This window comes from Rhodanobacter glycinis (assembly GCF_006438785.1).
Taxonomy (GTDB): Bacteria; Pseudomonadota; Gammaproteobacteria; order Xanthomonadales; family Rhodanobacteraceae; genus Rhodanobacter; species Rhodanobacter glycinis_A.
This window is the reverse complement of the sequence record NZ_RCZB01000001.1, coordinates 226471-242770: the sequence shown is the minus strand read 5'-3', so window position 1 is coordinate 242770 and position 16300 is coordinate 226471. Positions and strand designations below refer to the sequence as shown.

Below are 16300 nucleotides of genomic sequence, written 5' to 3'. Positions count from 1 at the left end.
GCCCCATACCGGATCGTCGCGCAGGGTCGGCCCGTCACGCCGCCGTCGATGTCCGACCCAGCCGGGCCACCCATCGATACAACGCGACATTGACGGCGACAAACGCGATGCCGCCGATCCAGATCGCCGCGGTACCGAAGCCAGGCCCGACCAGGGCCAGCGGCGCCGCCTTGCCGGAAAACACCACGATCGCCGCGATCAGCACGCCGATGATGCTCTCGCCCACGATCATGCCCGAGGCCAGCAACACGCCCAGCTGCCTGGTCTCCTCGGGCTTGCTGCCGCGCTCGGCGCGCCTGTCGAAATACCAGCCGACGACGGCACCGACCACGATCATCAAGGTGGTGGAGGTCGGCAGGTAGATGCCCAGGCCCACCGCCAGCGGCGGCAACGCGGCCGATTTCGTCGAGCGGCCAAGGACTGCATCCAGCACGATCAGAACCACGCCAATGGCCGCGCCAAGAATGATCAGGCTCCAGTCGATGTTGCCCTGGATCACGCCCTGCGCCAGCGCCGAAATCAGCCCCGCCTGCGGCGCCGCCAGCGCGCGCGCGGGATCGACCCCGGGCATGCCGGCAAAACCGTACGCCTTGTTCAGCAGGTCCAGCACCGGCGGGATCACCGCCGCGCCCACCAGCACGCCGACCACCAGCGCCACCTGCTGCTTCCACGGCGTGGCGTCGACCAGCTGGCCGGTCTTCAGGTCCTGCAGGTTGTTGTTGGCGATGGTCGCCACCGCAAACACCACCGAGGTGGCAAACAGCGCGAACGCCACCAGCCCCTTGCCGGCGCTGATTGGCAACTGCGACTGCACGGTCACCACTAGCAGCAGCGCGGCGATGATCACCACCAGGATGCCGACGCCGGACAACGGGCTGTTGGACGAGCCGATCAGGCCAGCCATGTAGCCGCACACGGCGGAAACGAGGAAGCCCATGATCACCACGAAAATCAGGCCGCCGATCACCAGCAGCCACAGGTGATCGCCCAGCCCTGTGGTCAGGCTGAAACTGCCCAGCAACCAGCCGATCGGGATCAGGCAGGCCAGGCTGGTGAGGCCGACGATTCCGATCGGCATGTCATGCTCGGTACGCGCGAGCGTGGCGCCCTGCCCGGCCTTGCGCGCCCGCGAGGACGCCATCGCCGAGCTGAGCCCGCTGATCACCGGCTTGACCAGCTTGGCCAATGTCCAGATCGCGGCTACGCCGATGGTGCCGGCGCCGAGGAAGCGCACCTTGGTGCTCCACGCGGTCTGCGCCATGTCTGCCGCGGCGCCGGTTGCCGCCGCCAGCATGGTGTAGTGCGGCACGGCCCAGCCCCACGCGATCAGCGCACCCAGCAGCATGGCCAGGCCGACCCATAATCCGCATAGATGCCCTACGGCCAGCAGCGCGAACGACAGGTTGAAGTCGTAGCCGGTGGCGCCGCCGCGATCGCCGACATGGAAGTATTGCGCCACATCGCTGGCGAACACCTTGGTAGCCACCACGATCGCGAACACGGCCGAGACGATCGTGCCCCCGGCCACCGCGAGCAGGCCCGACTTGCTGCTTTCTTCCGAAGCGGCGGCTGCGTCGTCACCACCGCCCACCTTCAGCACCTCCGCGCAGGCCACGCCTTCCGGATACGGCAGGTCGGAGTCGGTCACCAGCGCGCGGCGCAGCGGGATCGTGTACATCACGCCGAGGATGCCGCCGGTGGCGCAGATGCCGAACGTCACCCAGAACGGAAAGCCGGTCCACCAGCCGATCATCACCAGGCCTGGCAACACGAAGATGATCGCCGACAGCGTGCCGGCCGCCGAGGCGACCGTCTGCACGATGTTGTTCTCCTGCATGGTGGAGTTCTTGAACCCGCGCAGGATCGCCATCGAGATCACCGCCGCCGGGATCGACGTGGCAAAGGTCAGGCCGGCCTTGAGGCCGAAGAACACGTTGGCAGCAGTGAACACCAGCGTGATCACGACGCCGATGATCAGGCCGCGTACGGTCAACTCGGTGCGCGGTATCGCGCTGGACAATGGCTTTGCACTCACAAATGACTCTCCCCCGTATGGACGCTGCGGTGGAAGATAGCGTGGAATGGCCGCACGTGGTTATCCCGGCCCGGTCTGGCGCGGACGCCCTGGCCGGTCGGTGCCTTTCAGCGCTGCAGGCTCAGCCGGCTTTCGAATCGCCGCCGCTCGCCGGACAGCGGATCGACAAAAGCCAGGCTCTGCGCCAGCAGCATCAGTGGTTGCCGGTGATCGTCCGCCGACTTTTCGGCCAACACGGGATACAGCGTGTCGCCCATGATCGGTGCGCCCAGGGCGGCCATGTGCACGCGCAACTGATGCTTCCTGCCGGTGACTGGCTGCAGCGCGTAGCGCCAGTCGTGCTCGCCGCGCTCGATCACGTCGATCTGCGTCTCGCTGTTCGGCTCGCCATCGCTCTCGCGCATCCGGAAGAACGGCTCGCCCGCGACGATCCGCGTGCAACGCCGCAGCGGGAACGACAACGCGGGCAAGCCGGGCGCCAACGCCTGATAACGCTTGTCGATGCGGCGCTCGCGGAACAACGCCTGATACGCTGCCCGGCTGGCCGGGTTGGTCGAGAACAACACCAACCCCGCGGTCAGCCGGTCGATCCGGTGCAATGGCACCAGCTCGGGATTGCCCAGTCGGCGGATCAGCCGCCGCAGCAAGGTCTGCTCGACATAGCCGCCTGCCGGCGTCACCGGCAGGAAGTGCGGCTTGTCCGCCACCACCAGATGATCGTCCGCATGCAGCACGGTTTCGGTGAACGGGATCGGCGCCTCGTCCACCACCTCGCGGTAGTAATGGATGCGCAGCCCCACCCGGTACGGCGTGTCTGGCGTGATCGCGCCGCCCTGCCCGTCCAGCACCCGCCCGCGCGCGATACGGTCCAGCCACTGCGCGCGACTGACCGTGGTGAATTGCGCGCACAGGCCATCGAGCACGGTCGCCCAGGCACCGGGCGGCAGATGCACGGTACTGGCGTGGGGATCGCGAACGACGGCTGCGGCGGGTGGACTCATGAGTCGCCAGTCTAATGCGCTACGCCAGACCGGCTGCTTGGCAGCGCAGCGCGTAGAATGACCGGCTGTTGTCCCTAGGCACCCTCATGGCACTCAACTCCACCATCTACAAGGTCGAACTGCAGATCAGCGACATGGATCGGCATTACTACGCCACCCATGCGCTGACCCTGGCGCGGCACCCGTCGGAAACCGAGGAGCGCCTGATGGTGCGGCTGCTCGCGTTCGCGCTGTATGCGGACGAGCGGCTGGAGTTCGGCAAGGGCATCAGCGACGAGGACGAACCGGCGCTCTGGCGCAAGGCGTACACCGACGAGATCGAACTGTGGATCGAGGTCGGCCAGCCGGACGAGACGCGCATCCGCAAGGCCTGTGGCCGTTCGCGCCAGGTGGTGGTGATCAGCTACGGCGGCAACGCGGCGGAGATCTGGTGGAACAAGATCGGCGCAGCGCTCGGCCGCAACAAGAACCTCACCGTACTCGACATCCCCGCCGGCACCGTAGCCGAACTGGTCGAACTGCTGCAGCGTGGCATGCGCCTGCAGTGCCTGATCCAGGACGGCCAGCTGCAGCTGATGAACGATGCCGATGCAGTGGCCATCGACCCGCTGCGGCGCATGGCACCCGCTGAAACAGTGAGCTGAGCAGGCATGCCGACGACCACGAATGACACAGCGCTGCGCCGCGTCGTGGGTATCGTGGCGCTGCTCAACCTGGGCTACTTCGGCGTCGAATTCGCGGTGGCGCTGGCGATCGGTTCGGTCTCGCTGTTCGCCGACAGCGTCGATTTTCTGGAAGATGCTTCGGTGAATCTGCTGATCCTGCTCGCGCTCGGCTGGAGCCTGAAGGCTCGAGCGCGCGTGGGCATGGGGCTGGCTGGCATCCTGCTGGTGCCCGCGCTCGCCACGCTGTGGGCACTGTGGAGCAAGTTTCAGCTGCCCGCGCCACCGGCACCACTGCCGTTGACCATCACCGGCCTCGGCGCGATGTTCGTCAACTTCGGCTGCGCGATGCTGCTGGTGCGCTATCGCCATCACGGCGGCAGCCTGACCCGGGCTGCGTTTCTGTCGGCGCGCAACGACGTCTTCGCGAACATCGCCATCGTGATCGCCGGCGCGGCCACCGCGATGACGCGTGCGGTCTGGCCCGACATGGTCGTCGGCGCGGGCATCATGCTGATCAACGCCGATGCGGCACGCGAAGTCTGGCAGGCGGCGCGTGGCGAGCATCGGGACGCGGCCGCCGATCTGCACGCCTGAGCGATACCGGTCGCGACGCCGCGCCCCGTTTGCCGGATAATCGCCGCTTCGTCCACGTTCCGATGGAGTCACCCATGCGCTGGTTGCTGTCCCTGTTCGCCGTCTGCGGTCTCGCCGCCTGCACCGCCGCCCCGCCGGCCCATGCCACGGGCACCGTGGACAAGCTCTCCACCATCGACCAGAAAGTCGGCACCGGCGCCGAGGCCAAGGACGGCATGCAGGTGACCGTGCATTACACCGGCTGGCTGTATGACGACAGCGCCAAGGACAAGCACGGCGCGAAGTTCGACAGCTCGCGCGATCATGGCGAACCGTTCTCCTTCATGCTCGGCCAAGGCAGCGTGATCGCCGGCTGGGACCAGGGCGTGGCCGGCATGCGCGAAGGCGGCAAGCGCATCCTGCTGATTCCCGCGGCACTTGGCTATGGCGCCCGTGGCGCCGGCGACGACATCCCGCCGAACGCTTCGCTGGTGTTCGAGGTGGAGTTGCTGAAAGTCGGCAACTGACCAGTTGTGGGAGCGACTTCAGTCGCGATGCCTTGGCATGTAGCGCGAAGAGCAATCGCGACTGAAGTCGCTCCTACAACAGCCGGAATACGATCAATCTTCCTGCGCGGCCGCCTCGCGGCCTTGCTGGCGGATGATCGCCTCTTCCCGCGCGTCGATGATCGACTGCATCACGCTGTCGACATCGGCGATGCTCTCGTCGAACTCGAAATGGCCGGTGAGCTCGCTGTCCGGATGCAGCTCGCCCAGCTCGTACAGCGCCCACATCTCCTCGCCGTAATGGGTGTCGAGCAGCTCCGGCGCGAAGCGCGACAGGCTGATGGTGATGTTGCCCACGTCACGGCGCAGCATGGTGCGCGCCGAATTGTTGCCCGACGCGCTGACCGCCTGCGGCAGATCGATGATCACCGGCCCCTCCGGTCCCACCAGCACGTTGTACTCGGACAGGTCGCCGTGGATCAATCCGACGCAAAGCATCCGCGCCACCTGCTGCATCAGGAAGCGGTGGTACTCGCGGGCAGTGTCCGCTGACAGTTCCACCTCACCGAGTCGCGGTGCGGAATAGCCGTCCGCGTCGGTGACCAGCTCCATCACCAGCACGCCGTTGAAGTAGCCATAGGGCTTCGGCACCCGCACGCCGGCGGCGGTGAGCTGGTACAGCGCGTCGACCTCGGCATTCTTCCAGGCGGCCTCGGCCTCCTTGCGGCCGAACTTGGTCGCCTTGCCCATCGCGCGCATCTGCCGGCTGCCGCGCACCTTGCGACCTTCCTGGTATTGCACGCGCGCCTGGAAACTGCGCTGCGCCATGTCCTTGTAGACCTTGGCGCAACGGATATCCTCGCCCGAACGGACGACGTAGACGGAGGCTTCCTTGCCGCTCTTCAGCGGCCGAAGCACCTGATCGATCACGCCCTCTTCGATCAGTGCCTGCAGGCCCTTGGGTGTTTTCATGCGTGGGAAAGCTTCAGCAATTCGTGGAATAACGCCCATTATGGCCGATCGGCGGCCCTGCCCGTTCTTTCCAGGCCGCGCCGGTCAGTTCTCAGCCATCAATCGATCCCGCACGGCCGCAGCGATCTCGAACGAATGCCGCCGCGCCGCGTGCTCGAACACGTTGGCGGTGATCAGCAGTTCGTCGGGCTGGTGCCGGGCGATGAAGGCCTCGATGCCGTCCTTGACGGTGTCGGCAGCGCCAATCACCGCGCAGGCCAGCGCACGTTCGACCATCAGTTTCTCCGGCGGCGTCCAGTACGACTCGATATCGTCGATCGGCGGCGGGATCAGCCCGGGCCGGCCGCGACGCAGGTTGATGAAACTCTGCTGCTGGGTAGTGAACAGCCGGCGTGCCTCGGCATCGCTGTCGGCGGCGACCACGTTGAGGCCCAACATCGCGTATGGCTGCCGCAGGCGTGCCGACGGCTGGAAGTCGCGCCGATACAGCGCCAGCGCCTCGTCCATCGCATCCGGTGCGAAGTGCGAGGCGAACGCGAACGGCAGGCCGAGCTGCGCCGACAGCTTGGCACTGAACAGGCTGGAGCCGAGCAGCCATACCGGCACCTCGATCCCGGCGCCTGGCACGGCACGCACCAGTTGGCCGGGCACGGCCGGCTCGAAATAGGCGAGCAGTTCCAACACGTCCTGGGGAAACGCGTCGGCGCTGTCGAAATAGCGGCGCAATGCTTTCGCGGTGGGCTGGTCGGTACCCGGCGCGCGGCCCAGGCCCAGGTCGATCCGCCCCGGATACAACGACGCCAGCGTACCGAATGCCTCGGCCACCTGCAGCGGCGCATGGTTCGGCAGCATGATGCCGCCGGCACCGACGCGGATGGTCGAGGTGCCGCCGGCTACATGGCCGATCAGCACGGCGGTTGCCGCACTGGCGATACCGGGCATGTTGTGATGCTCGGCCAGCCAGTAGCGCCGGTAGCCCAGCCGCTCGCCCAACTGGGCCAGATCCAGCGTGTTGCGGAACGCCTGTGCGGCATCGCTGCCTGCGGTGACCGGCGCCAGGTCGAGGATCGAAAACGGAATCATGTCGCACTCTCGCCATAACGGAAGCCACTGATCTGGGGGCTGTCGCGCCGATTGCCACCGGTTCCCACCGGCCGGTGGCGCATACAATGGCCGCTTCTCACTTCACGGCATCCCGATGACAGAACCGGTTCGCCTCGCCAAACGTGTCGTCGCGCTGACCCAGTGCTCGCGGCGCGAGGCCGAGCAGTACATCGAGGGCGGCTGGGTGCGCGTCGACGGCATCGTGGTGGAAGAGCCGCAGTTCATGGTCGACACGCAAACTGTCGAGCTCGATCCCGGCGCCAAACTGATTGCCACCGAACCGGCCACCCTGGTACTGCACAAGCCGGTCGGCTATGACGCCGGCAACGGCCCGAACCCGGCCAGCGCACTGGTCACGCCGGAAACGCGATCACCCGACGATGCCTCCGGCGTGCGCCCGCTGAAGCGGCACCTGCAGCGGCTGACCATACCGTTATCGATGCCGACCAGCGCCAGCGGCCTGCTGATCTTCACCCAGGATTGGCGCGTCACGCGCAAGCTGACCGAGGACATCGAGCGGATCGAGCAGGAATTCGTCGTCGATGTCGAGGGCACGCTGATCCCGAACGGACTGGCCCTGCTCAACCATGGCCTGCGCTTCAACAACTACGCGATGCCGCCGATCAAGGTCAGCTGGCAGAGCGAACAGCGGCTGCGCTTCGCGTTCAAGGTCCTGCAGCCGACCCAGATCGAACCGATGTGCCATGCGGTCGGCCTCAAGGTGCTGGTGATGAAGCGCCTGCGCGTGGGCCGCATTCCGCTGGCTAAACTTCCGCCGGGACAATGGCGTTACCTGGCTCCCGGCGAACGCATCTGAGGATATTTCGTTCATCGACCGATTCCGCCCAACCGCCATCGGAACAGCTTAGACTTGCCTGTGCGTCACATGTCGCAGTCATCTACCCACATTCACGGAGAGCAGCATGAGCAAGGGTCTTGATTCAAAGAAGAGCGAAAAGAAAAAGCCGGCCAAGACGATGAAGGAAAAGAAGGCCGCCAAGCAGGAAAAAAAGAAGAACAAGTAGTCGGCTTTCCGCGCCCGATCCAGCGGGATGCCGCCTGTCGCTGCACCCTGCTTGTCCACGGCAGTCAACCGGATATCAACGGAGCCGCTCGCAGCCATTGCGGACGGCTCAATTTCTGCCACTCGCGGCCGATGTAGAGAGTCGAACGGGCGGAATCGGCGCGCAGCAAGAAAGGACACCGTATGGTGGTGAACATGTGGCGGCGCCTTTTCAGCAATCGCAAGGCAACGATCAGCCGCGCACGCCCCCTCGTTGCCACGCGGCCGGGTGCGCGCGTCCCGGCACCGGATTCCGACTCCGCGCCGCCGGTGCTGTCGCTGATCGAGATCGGCGATCGCTTTCACCGCTTCGTGCTTGGCCTGCCCGCGGCGGAAAGCAGCGAACCGAGTGCTGCCGAGCTGGCCACGCTGAAGCGGCTGGAGCTGCTCAGTACGCGCTTCGACATGCGCAGCCTGCCGCGTTTGCCGACCGTGTTGCCGCAGCTGCTGCGCACCCTGAAGAACGACAATGCCGCCGGCGCCGAGCTGGCCAAGCTGGTGGGCCGCGATCCGCTGATGGTCGGCGAGGTCATGCGGGTCACCAGCAGCGTCTTCTACCGCTCGGCACAGCCGATCACCAGCTTGCAGCAGGCGGTGGTGTTGCTTGGTCAGGACGGACTGCGCCGGGTACTCACCCAGCATGTGATGAAACCGATCCTGCAGGCCAACGCGGGCGCGCTGGGACATGCCGCGGGCGAGCGCCTGTGGGATCACGCCGAACGCTGCGCGCATGCCTGCGCCTGGCTGGGCCGCAGCAGCGGCTGCGACGCGTTCGAGGCCTATCTGGCGGGAATCATTTGCCATACCGGCACCGGCGCCGTGGTGCGCCTGCTGGATCAGCTGATGCCCGCCGATGCCGAAACGGAAGCCGCGCCACTTTCCTCCGGTTTCCTCAGCGCCTGCTCGCAACTCGCCGCCCGGCTGTCGCTGCAGGCCAGCCAGCATTGGGAGTTGCCGGCGCGGGTGATCGAGGCGATGACCGAATGCCAGAACCCGGCAACCCCGGCGGGCTCTGCCTTGGGCAGGACGCTCGCAGTCGCCGACACCTTGGCCATCGCCCAATTGCTGGGCGAGCACGACCGACTCGCGGCCGATCTCGACCTCAGTCACAGCTGGCCGGATATCCTGGCGCCGTCCTTGCTGGCGCGCTGCCAGCAGGATCTTCGGCGGCAGTTTCCGGTCGAGCCGAAGCGCATCTGAGTTGGCGGCTCCCCGCCTGTGCCAACCCGAATCGTCACTCACGCCACGCTTCACCCGGCTCAGTACTGGCCCATGTAGTCGCGCTTGCCGATCTCGACACCGTTGTGCCGCAACAGTGCATAAGCCGTGGTGACGTGGAAGAAGAACTGCGGCAACCCGTAACTGAGCAGATACGCCTGGCCGGTGAAATGGCGTTCCTTTGGCGTGCCCGGCCGGATCACGATCTCGCGCTGCGCGCCACCTTCGAACCGTGCCGGTGCAAAGCCGTCGATGAACGCGATCGTGCGGGCTATCAGGTCGCGCAGCTGCGCGAAGGTCTGCTCGTCGTCGTCGAACTTCGGCACCTCGGCGCCAGCCAGCCGCGCCGACACGCCCCGCGCGAAATCGCAGGCAATCTGCACCTGCCTCGCCAGCGGGAACATGTCCGGAAACAGCCGCGCCTGGATCAATGCTGCCGGCTCGATGTTCTTTTCGGTTGCATGCGCCTCGGCCTTGGCCAGGATCGCGGCGAGGCCACCGAGCATCTGCCTGAAAACGGGAATGGAGCTGGTGTACATGGCATCGGTCACGAACAGTTCCTTGCGTTGGGTAATCCACGCAGTGTAGCCCGTTGCCCGTCGAGGCCGGCCGCACTACCCGCCATGCGGCATCGCATGACGGGAGGCGCCTGTGCGCCTCCCGTCCGCCGGCTCATTGCACCTTGACGCTGACGTCGTCGATCACGAACGAGGTCTGCTTGGTGCTGTCTTCCACGCCGTTGAAACTGATCCGCAGAGTCTGTCCCTTGTAGGCGTTCAAGCTGATCGTATGCTCCTGATAGCCGTTGGCCGCATCCTTGTTGGAGAAGGTGGCCAGCGTGAGGACCTTGCCGGTGGAGGTGATCACCTGCACTTGCAGATTGTCGTAGGCGGTGGTCTTCGGCTCCGCCGTGTCCACGTGCATGAAGAAGTCCAGGGTTGCGCTGGACGCACCGGCGGGGATGCTGATCTGCTGACGCACGTAGTCGGTATGCGTTGCACCGTAACCATCGAGCCAGGCCTTCCAGCTCCCCGCATGGGCCGGCTCACCGCTGTCGCTGGTGATCACACCACTGGTCTGCGTCCAGTCGGTAGAGCCGCTCTCGAAGCCGCCATTGCCAATCGGCTGGGTCGTGCCACCACCGTTGGAGACGCTGAAACCGACCGAAGTGCTGGTGCCGATATTGCCGGCTGCGTCATACGCCTTGGCGACCAGCGCATGCGTGCCATCGGCAAGGGTGGTCGAATCCAACATAGCGCTGTACGGCGAGCTGCTGTCGGTGGCCTTGAGCGCACCGTCGACATAAAACTCCACGCGGGTCACGCCGACGTTGTCGCTCGCCGTGGCATTGAACGTGATGGTGCCGCTGCTACCGCTTTCGCTGGCAGTTGCCGTGGGCGCCGTGGTGTCGCCACCACCGCTGCTGTTGGACACGCTGAAGCTGACCGAACCACTGCTGCCCACGTTGCCAGCCGCGTCGTACGCCTTGGCGACCAGCGCATGCGTGCCATCGCCCAGCGTCGTCGAGTCCAGCGTAGTGCTGTACGGCGAGCTGCTGTCGGTGGCCTTGAGCGCACCGTCGACATAGAACTCCACCCGGATCACGCCGACGTTGTCGCTCGCCGTGGCGTTGAACGTGATGGTGCCGCTGCTGCCACTTTCGCTGGCAGTTGCCGTGGGCGCCGTGGTGTCGCCACCACCGCCACCGGAGCCCTCGGTCACCCACACCGGCGCCGACCACAGCCGCAGGCCGTTGGCCTGGGTGATCTTGGCGTAGTAGAAGTGGTCGCCGGCCGTTGGCGTAACCGTGGTTGTCGAGGTCTCCGACGGACTGCTCACGGTGCCATTGCTGCCCGGCACACCCTCGAACAGTTGCACGCGTTGTGCGGTCTGGCCGGATGAACTGGCGTAGTTGACGATTAGCGTCAGCGGGCCGCTGTTGCTGAAGCGCTCGCCCATCACGTGACCGTTCGCCGTCAACACGATCTGCGCGGTCTTGTCCTCGGTGGCGAACACACGGCGCGCGCGCAGGGCATCAAGGAAACTGTCCAGACTCAACGCGGCGCCAGTCGGAATCAGCACGCCGGTGCGGTTGGTGAAGCTGGCGCCCCAGTTGGCGCAGTGGTTGTCCTGATCCGAACTGGGCGCCACGTGGTAGCCGCGTTCGAGGATGGTGTTGAACGCTGCCTCGTAATTGGGCCGGCTGGTTTCCGATTCGGTGGTGTTGACCGAGAACGCCGAACTGTTCAGCACCTCGGCCAGCACCATCACCTGATCCCCGTCGGCGGCGTAGCCGAAGTCGGTGCCGCCGACATTGAACTGGCCGCTCTGCGCCGGGTGGTTGAACTGGCCGATCCAGCCCTTGCTCTTCATCAGCGTGTACAGCGAACCGTAGTCGCCCTTGGCGATCTCGTAATCGCCGATCAGCTGGCCGGCACTGTTTTTCTCCCACTCGATCAGGCCATCGGCGTTGAAGATGTTCATGTGGCCGCCGTTGCTGATCACGCCCCATTCCTGACCGTAGATCGACAGGAAATTCGGGTGCGCGGCCCGGAATGTGGCCGCGGCCTGCAGGCCCGAGGCGAACAGGTTGTGCGCGGTGGCCGGGTTGGCCGACGCATTGGTGCCGGTGGAACCGTCGAACATGTGGTTGTGCTCGGACGTCATCAGCATGTCCAGGCCACGGTTCATCGCATACTGATAGGCGTCAGCCGGACCATACGCGCTGCTCTGCGGGCTCTGCTCGCCATGGCAGGTGGCGAGGTCGCCGCCGCCGTCGCTGTGGTTGGTCTGGCTGTGCAGGTTGCCGTACCAGATCGTGTACGGCAGTCCGCTCGCGCCGACCGACATGGCATGCGCACCGCCGTGCTGCGGCAGTCCACTGAAGCCAGGCATGGCGGCAGCCGCGACCTGGCCAACCTGAATGTCGTAACGCTGCTCGGTGATACGGGTCGGTGCAAGCCGCGTGGCCAACGCCAGCGCGTTCGTCGCGATGCCGGTGCCGATGCGACGTGCGTTGTCGTCGTCCAGCGCAATCGCGCGCAGGCGCACGGTGTAATAACCCGCCGGCAACGCATGGTGCCGGCTGTCGAAACCATCCCAGCTGACGCTGGCCCGAGCCGTGCGCGTATGCAGCACGGAGTTGCCGTTCCACTCCCGCAGCACGTTTCCGCTGTGGTCGAGCAGCGCGATCTGCCACGCCACCGGCGTACCCGCGGTGGCGCCGGGGTATTCGAAGTGCATCACGATGGAGCGTTCCGCGCTGGCCCGGAACGGCACCTGCAAGGCAGCGTCGAACTCCTGGTGATCCGGCAACACCGGCGCAGCCAGCGTCGGCAAACAGAACACCAGACCCGCAAGCACGAGGCTGCGGGCGATCATTGTTTTCAATTGCATCGCTAGATCCCTACGCGTTGGCAAGGATTCCCCCGGCGTGTTTATAGGCGACGAATGCTTGCAGGGGTATGACCAAAATTCGTAGATGCCGTGGCAGTGTCGAATGCGTCACACCGGCGTCGAACGGTGACCGTCAGTAATCGCCCGACCCCGAGCCCTGCAACGAGACACGCATGCGGTTATCCGATGGCACGCGGTCGATCAGCTTATTGTACGGATCGATACCGGCCTCGTACGGCGCCTGATCGACGACCACGTTGATGCTCTGATTCTCCTTGGTGATGCGATGGCGCTGCAGGTACAGCACCTTCTCGCCGCTTTCCTTGCCCGACGGCCCCCGCGCGAATACGCCGATGTCCATCCAGTCGTCCGGCGTGCCGGCAGTCTCGTTGCCTTTGCCGTCGGCATAGCGCTTGGCGGCATGCAGCCGGAGGATGACGTCGTACCTGCCATCGCTGCGCTTCATCGCCGTGGCGTCGACGACGCGATCGTCGTAGAAGCAGATCTTCTCGAACAGGTCGGTGATCAGCGCCTGTTGTTCCGGCTTCGCCTCGGCACGGATGAAATCGAGCAGTTCCAGCGACGTCGTATACGGCGGCCTCTGATAGGCCTTCGCCGCGACGAACTTGCGCAAGGCGCGGTTGAGCACATCCTCGCCCAGTTCCTCGCGCAGCCGGTAGAACACCAGCGAGGCCTTGTTGTAGTGGATGTACGGCTGGTTCTCGACCCGGTACAGCGGCATTTCGTCCAGCGCTTCGCGGCCACGGCCGGCGAGGTACTCGTCCAGTTCGTAGCGGAGGAAACGACGCATCTTGTCGCGGCCGTAGATATGCTCCATCACCATCAGCGCGGAGTACTGCGCCAGCGATTCGGACAGCACTGTCGCGCCCTGCACGTTGGCGCCGATCACCTGGTGCCCCCACCACTGATGAGCGACTTCATGCGCGGTGACATAGGACACGTAGTCGATCGCGTCACTGTCGCGCAGGTCGGTGATGAAGCCCAGCGACTCCGAATACGGGATGGTGCCGGCGAAGCTCTGCGCGAACCGCGCGTAATCGGGAAATTCCAGGATGCGCAGCTGTCGGAACGGATACGGACTGAAGTTGGTCTCGTAGTACGCCAGCGCGGTCCGCGCCGCCTGGATCATGCGGTCGACGTTCCACGGATGCTTCGGGTCGTAGTAAACCTCGATCGGAACCTTTCGGCCGGAGACGCTCATGTATTCGCCCTTCTTCACCAGCCAGCGCGCCGACAGGTAGGCGTAGAAATTCTCCATCGGTCGCTCCGTCGCGTAGCTGAAGCAGCGGCGGCCATCGCGGATGAAGGTTTTCTGCAAGACGCCAGGCGCCAGCGCGATCTGATCCGGCGCGGTGCAGATGGTGGTGCTGAAATCGAGCCAGTCGGCATCGTCGGTGAGATAGCTGCCGGCGCGCGCGGCCTGATCTTCCAGCTTGTGCATGCGGCTGGGTTCGCCGAGCCCGCGCTTGCGCCGCTCGTTGCGGTCGGTGAGCTGCATCCGTTCCCGGTAACCGAAGCGCGGAAGCATCCGGTTGTTGAAGAAACTGCCGTTGGCGACCAGCGCCGTCTGCGCCTGATCGGCGGTGATGCCGTTCGGGTGATAGTCGAGCGTGAACGCGATCTCGCGCTCGGCGCCCGGTTGCAGCGGTTGTTGCAGCCGATAGATGCGGTAGCCGAGCGGCTTGTCATGGGTGACCAGCTCGGCTCCGCCGAAGTCCATGCGGGTCAGTGCAACATCCTGATCGCCCATGTCGATGTGCACGTCGCGGATCGGCTGTGTCCCGTTGTTGCGCACGCGATAACGGCCATCGACGCGCATCGACTGGGTTTCCGAATGCAGGTCGACGTCGATCGAGGCCGCCACGATCTTCGGCTGCGGCAGGTTCTCGTAGCGCTTGTAGTCGCGCTCGTAGCGAGCCTGCAGGTCGAGCTGCTGCTCCGGCGAGAGAAACGTGTTGCGAATGTTGGTGTTCCAGAACAGGAACCCGCCAACGGCCGCGAAACCGATCACGCCAACTGCCAGAAGCGCGCCGGACCGACCGCGCAATCGCTGGGTGGCGAGCGACCAGCGCCGACGGCGGCCGATCGCCACGCCGCGTACCCAGAACGCGCAGGCGAGCGACATCAAGGCCGCCAGGAACCAGCCCCAATACGCCTGGAACCACAGCTGCCCCGGCAGGAAGTGGCCGTAGCCGTTCATGTCCGAGTACGGCGCGTTCGCCCAGCTGCCGAAGTTGTACAGGTTGCTGGTGAGGTCGAGCGAGCCGAGCATGCCCTGCCCGATCATCACCAGCAACAGCAGCGCATAGCCGACGAACTTGTTGTTCGCGAACACCTGAAATACCAGCGCCAACCCACCCATCAGCACGTAGAGCACCGAGTCGAGCGCGAGTCGTTCCACATACAGCGTCGGCTCGAGCCGCGTGTATCCCTTGTCCAGCTGGATCAGCATCGATGCGAGCGCGCCGACCGCCTGGAAGCTCGCGATCACCGCCACCAACGCGATGAACTTTGCCAGCAACGGCACCGCGTTCGGCAGCGGCATGGCATCGGTGACTTCGTTGATCTTCGCGCCGCGCTCCTTCCACACCAGTTCGCCGGCATGGAACAGCACCACCACGACCAGCAGAAAGCTGTAGCTGTTCTCCAGCGCCGACAGCATCTGCGAGGTGAGCGGATGGATGCCGGTGCCGTACATGCTCTCGCGCATCAACGCGGCGGGAACGAAGCTCGCCAGTCCGGCAACCAGCATCAGCAGGAACGTCACGCTGTTGAACACACCCAGCGTGTCGAAGCGGACCTGCTGCACGAACTGCCGCCATGGGGTGGCTGCGGTGAATGTCGGCGTCACGCGTATGACGGTTGCCGATGCGGGGTGAGAACGACGCGTTCCATTCGTCGCGACGACTGACGTGTTGCGTCCCCAGCGACGACGTGAGGTGCCGCTGCGTTCGGTCCTGAACAGTGCGAAAGTCGCGACCAGCAGCACCAGCGCACCGGTCAGCCACAGTGCGCGGTTCGCCAGCAGGTAGCCGGCAACCGCGGGGAGCTCCGTGTTGCGTTCCGCTGACGACCAGTAACGCAGCGCGCGCGACAATGCGCGGATGCCCAGCGGTTCGATCAGCGTGGCGATGCCGGCGTTTTCGACGTCCCGGAGCAACATCGCGCTGACCCCGTACATCACCAGCAAACCGAGCACCCCGATGTAGACCCACAACACGCTGCGCGTAAGTGCAGCCAGCAAGGCCAGCAGTGCGCCGGTGACCAGCAGGTTCGGCAGCACCATCACCGCGAACGACCACAGGTACGGCGCCAGCGACACCGGCCCGAACAGCTGCGCCTCGACCCACGGCATGAACGGCGCGGCAAACAACCCCAGCGCAGCGACCAGGTAGACACCGAGGCTCGCCAGCAGCGCCGCACCCAGTCGGCCCGCCAGGTAATCACGCTTGCGCACCGGGCTGGAGAAGATCAGCTCGGCCGTGCCCTGCTCGAAATCGCGCAGCAACGCACTGGCGATGAAGGCAGTGATCACCAGCATGCCGGGCAAGGTGAAGAACACCAGCAGCGTCGCGGTCACCGTGGGCGCATTGCGCAGCACATTGCCGACGCCACCCGCCATCTGCATCGCATCGGTGGAACCGGCGCCGAGCGCCAGCGCACCGAACAACGCGGCCAGCAGCCACAGCAGCGGCGAACGCAGCTGCCCGCGCAGTTCGAAACGGAGGAACTCGAAAGTCATGTCG

12 protein-coding genes are annotated in these 16300 nt (G+C 65.5%); 5 read left to right on the top strand and 7 right to left on the bottom strand.

Going from position 1 to position 16300, the window contains the following annotated elements; translation table 11 throughout:
* Nucleotides 1-34: 34 nt before the first annotated feature.
* Together EAH75_RS01180 and EAH75_RS01175 are read right to left on the bottom strand one after the other, a co-directional pair.
* Entirely contained in the window at nt 35-2035 is a 2001-nt protein-coding gene (locus EAH75_RS01180; RefSeq protein ID WP_140652760.1) for an OPT family oligopeptide transporter, read from the bottom strand.
* Between the two features lie 107 nt (nt 2036-2142).
* Nucleotides 2143-3036: a pseudouridine synthase gene (locus EAH75_RS01175; protein WP_140652758.1), complete on the bottom strand. Its 894-nt coding sequence runs from the start codon at nt 3034-3036 to the stop codon at nt 2143-2145.
* 86 nt (nt 3037-3122) lie between these two features.
* Here EAH75_RS01175 and EAH75_RS01170 point away from each other — a divergent pair, with 86 nt between their 5' ends.
* From EAH75_RS01170 to EAH75_RS01160, 3 genes are all read left to right on the top strand, one after another.
* Entirely contained in the window at nt 3123-3680 is a 558-nt protein-coding gene (locus EAH75_RS01170) for a YaeQ family protein (RefSeq protein WP_140803779.1), read from the top strand.
* A gap of 6 nt (nt 3681-3686) precedes the next feature.
* Nucleotides 3687-4295, top strand: coding sequence for a cation transporter (locus EAH75_RS01165; RefSeq protein ID WP_140803777.1), 609 nt, complete (start codon nt 3687-3689; stop codon nt 4293-4295).
* Nucleotides 4296-4369: 74 nt separating this feature from the next.
* Complete coding sequence (locus EAH75_RS01160) at nt 4370-4801, top strand: FKBP-type peptidyl-prolyl cis-trans isomerase (protein ID WP_140652752.1); 432 nt, start codon at nt 4370-4372, stop codon at nt 4799-4801.
* A 93-nt stretch (nt 4802-4894) separates the two neighbouring features.
* Here EAH75_RS01160 and EAH75_RS01155 read toward each other — a convergent pair whose 3' ends face one another.
* Together EAH75_RS01155 and EAH75_RS01150 are read right to left on the bottom strand one after the other, a co-directional pair.
* A complete protein-coding gene (locus EAH75_RS01155; protein ID WP_140652750.1) occupies nt 4895-5752 on the bottom strand; it encodes a PA4780 family RIO1-like protein kinase in 858 nt (285 codons plus the stop codon).
* A gap of 84 nt (nt 5753-5836) precedes the next feature.
* The gene (locus EAH75_RS01150; protein WP_140652748.1) at nt 5837-6835 is read right to left on the bottom strand and encodes an LLM class flavin-dependent oxidoreductase; all 999 of its coding nucleotides are present in this window, start codon (nt 6833-6835) and stop codon (nt 5837-5839) included.
* 115 nt (nt 6836-6950) lie between these two features.
* Here EAH75_RS01150 and EAH75_RS01145 point away from each other — a divergent pair, with 115 nt between their 5' ends.
* A complete protein-coding gene (locus EAH75_RS01145) occupies nt 6951-7673 on the top strand; it encodes an rRNA pseudouridine synthase (protein ID WP_140803775.1) in 723 nt (240 codons plus the stop codon).
* A gap of 402 nt (nt 7674-8075) precedes the next feature.
* Nucleotides 8076-9119: an HDOD domain-containing protein gene (locus EAH75_RS01135; RefSeq protein WP_241668853.1), complete on the top strand. Its 1044-nt coding sequence runs from the start codon at nt 8076-8078 to the stop codon at nt 9117-9119.
* Between the two features lie 59 nt (nt 9120-9178).
* Here the strand turns inward: EAH75_RS01135 and EAH75_RS01130 are convergent, their stop codons facing one another.
* The 3 genes from EAH75_RS01130 to EAH75_RS01120 all read right to left on the bottom strand — a co-directional run bounded on the left by EAH75_RS01130 (nt 9179) and on the right by EAH75_RS01120 (nt 16296).
* Nucleotides 9179-9688: a DUF1993 domain-containing protein gene (locus tag EAH75_RS01130; RefSeq protein ID WP_140803771.1), complete on the bottom strand. Its 510-nt coding sequence runs from the start codon at nt 9686-9688 to the stop codon at nt 9179-9181.
* 121 nt (nt 9689-9809) lie between these two features.
* Nucleotides 9810-12533 (bottom strand): Ig-like domain-containing protein, encoded by a 2724-nt coding sequence (locus EAH75_RS01125; RefSeq protein ID WP_140803769.1) that lies wholly within the window; start codon nt 12531-12533, stop codon nt 9810-9812.
* Between the two features lie 133 nt (nt 12534-12666).
* Nucleotides 12667-16296, bottom strand: coding sequence for a M1 family aminopeptidase (locus tag EAH75_RS01120; protein ID WP_140803767.1), 3630 nt, complete (start codon nt 16294-16296; stop codon nt 12667-12669).
* Nucleotides 16297-16300 lie beyond the last annotated feature (4 nt).

What these genes read in the sequence shown, in the direction of transcription:
- EAH75_RS01175 (WP_140652758.1), bottom strand. Translation starts at nt 3,036, where the DNA reads ATGAGTCCACCCGCCGCAGCCGTCGTTCGCGATCCCCACGCCAGTACC.
- EAH75_RS01170 (WP_140803779.1), top strand. Translation starts at nt 3,123, where the DNA reads ATGGCACTCAACTCCACCATCTACAAGGTCGAACTGCAGATCAGCGAC.
- EAH75_RS01165 (WP_140803777.1), top strand. Translation starts at nt 3,687, where the DNA reads ATGCCGACGACCACGAATGACACAGCGCTGCGCCGCGTCGTGGGTATC.
- EAH75_RS01160 (WP_140652752.1), top strand. Translation starts at nt 4,370, where the DNA reads ATGCGCTGGTTGCTGTCCCTGTTCGCCGTCTGCGGTCTCGCCGCCTGC.
- EAH75_RS01155 (WP_140652750.1), bottom strand. Translation starts at nt 5,752, where the DNA reads ATGAAAACACCCAAGGGCCTGCAGGCACTGATCGAAGAGGGCGTGATC.
- EAH75_RS01150 (WP_140652748.1), bottom strand. Translation starts at nt 6,835, where the DNA reads ATGATTCCGTTTTCGATCCTCGACCTGGCGCCGGTCACCGCAGGCAGC.
- EAH75_RS01145 (WP_140803775.1), top strand. Translation starts at nt 6,951, where the DNA reads ATGACAGAACCGGTTCGCCTCGCCAAACGTGTCGTCGCGCTGACCCAG.
- EAH75_RS01135 (WP_241668853.1), top strand. Translation starts at nt 8,076, where the DNA reads ATGTGGCGGCGCCTTTTCAGCAATCGCAAGGCAACGATCAGCCGCGCA.
- EAH75_RS01125 (WP_140803769.1), bottom strand. Translation starts at nt 12,533, where the DNA reads ATGCAATTGAAAACAATGATCGCCCGCAGCCTCGTGCTTGCGGGTCTG.
- EAH75_RS01120 (WP_140803767.1), bottom strand. Translation starts at nt 16,296, where the DNA reads ATGACTTTCGAGTTCCTCCGTTTCGAACTGCGCGGGCAGCTGCGTTCG.